1 pseudogene is annotated in these 336 nt (G+C 71.7%); it reads right to left on the bottom strand.

Going from position 1 to position 336, the window contains the following annotated elements:
* Positions 1 to 336, bottom strand: a pseudogene (locus tag EN850_RS34695) (epimerase); the annotation flags it as partial.

Raw genomic sequence — 336 nt, forward strand, 5'->3', positions numbered from 1 at the left:
ATGCCGGGTACCGGTCCCCGGCACCGGCCTGACCCCGCCCGGACGCAGCATCACCGCGCGCAGCGGCAGCGCCTGCAACGCCACCTCGGTCTCGCCCTTGACCCGCAGCGGCATCAGCCGGCTCTGCGGGTCCGCGCCTGCGCCGGAGACATACAGGAAGCACCCCTGCGGATTCACCGCAGCCCAGGCGCGGGCCACTGCCAGTGTGGTGCCCAGGGTCACGCGCCGGTACTCGGCCTCGGCAGTGCCGACCGGTGGCGCACCGGCACAGTAGAAGCATGCGTCGTACCCGGCCAGTTCATCACGCTGCGCGTCGATGTGCAGGAAATCCGGGAC

It is taken from the genome of Mesorhizobium sp. M8A.F.Ca.ET.207.01.1.1 (assembly GCF_004794715.1).
In the GTDB taxonomy this organism is placed as follows: domain Bacteria; phylum Pseudomonadota; class Alphaproteobacteria; order Rhizobiales; family Rhizobiaceae; genus Mesorhizobium.